The organism is Campylobacter sp. 2018MI13, from assembly GCF_018501135.1.
Lineage (GTDB): Bacteria > Campylobacterota > Campylobacteria > Campylobacterales > Campylobacteraceae > Campylobacter_E.
The window spans coordinates 1-703 of record NZ_JAHCZC010000167.1 but is presented as its reverse complement, the minus strand read 5'-3'; the positions used below and the strand labels follow the sequence as shown (position 1 = coordinate 703).

At 23.5% G+C, this 703-nt stretch carries 1 protein-coding gene; it reads left to right on the top strand.

What is annotated here, in order from left to right:
• A partial coding sequence (locus KJQ99_RS09460) for a hypothetical protein (RefSeq protein WP_214150677.1) occupies window positions 1-703 on the top strand: 703 nt, incomplete at both ends.

The following is a 703-nucleotide window of genomic DNA, read 5'->3' as shown; positions in this document are numbered from 1 at the left end:
CTTTATTTATAGGATTAAAGCTCTATCCTAGATTTATAATAGCTTTATATATTTTATTTTTATATTTGGTTATAAGAATTGGGCTTATTGATAGAGATGCCGGTGGGTGGTTTGTAGTTTTACAACTATTGCTACCAATTGTATTTTCACTATTAATTTGGTGGTTTTATAAGTTAATAATGAAACAAAATCAAAAATTTATTAAAGTTACCTTTTATTTTTTCTCATTTTTAATGATTGCTTTTCACGGAATATTATTAATAAGTCATTTTAATTTACAGCAAAGTCCAAAGCACGAAGTAACAGAACTTAAAAAACCAAATACCTTATTATTAAGCACAATTGAAAAGCAAAACTATACGATAGATGGAAAGTTTTTTAAAAGTGTAAAATTGATAGTTGATAAAGAAGTGCAATTATATGAAAATTATAAAAAATATGAAAAAATTTTTGAAGAAGAAGCTTCAGAATTACCAACTAGACTTAGCAAAGATAAACTAATAAATTATGATATTTATGGTTATTATAAACCTTGTAGTTATGCAATAACAAATTTAAATAATTTGAGTTTAGAACTTAGCCCTAATCTTAATAGAATTTATGATTCTTTTGCTAGGTTATTTGTTGATAATTATTATCTTGATTTAGGTAATTATTATAGAAGAGGTAGTTGCTCTAATGATGTTTATACAAATTATTTAAA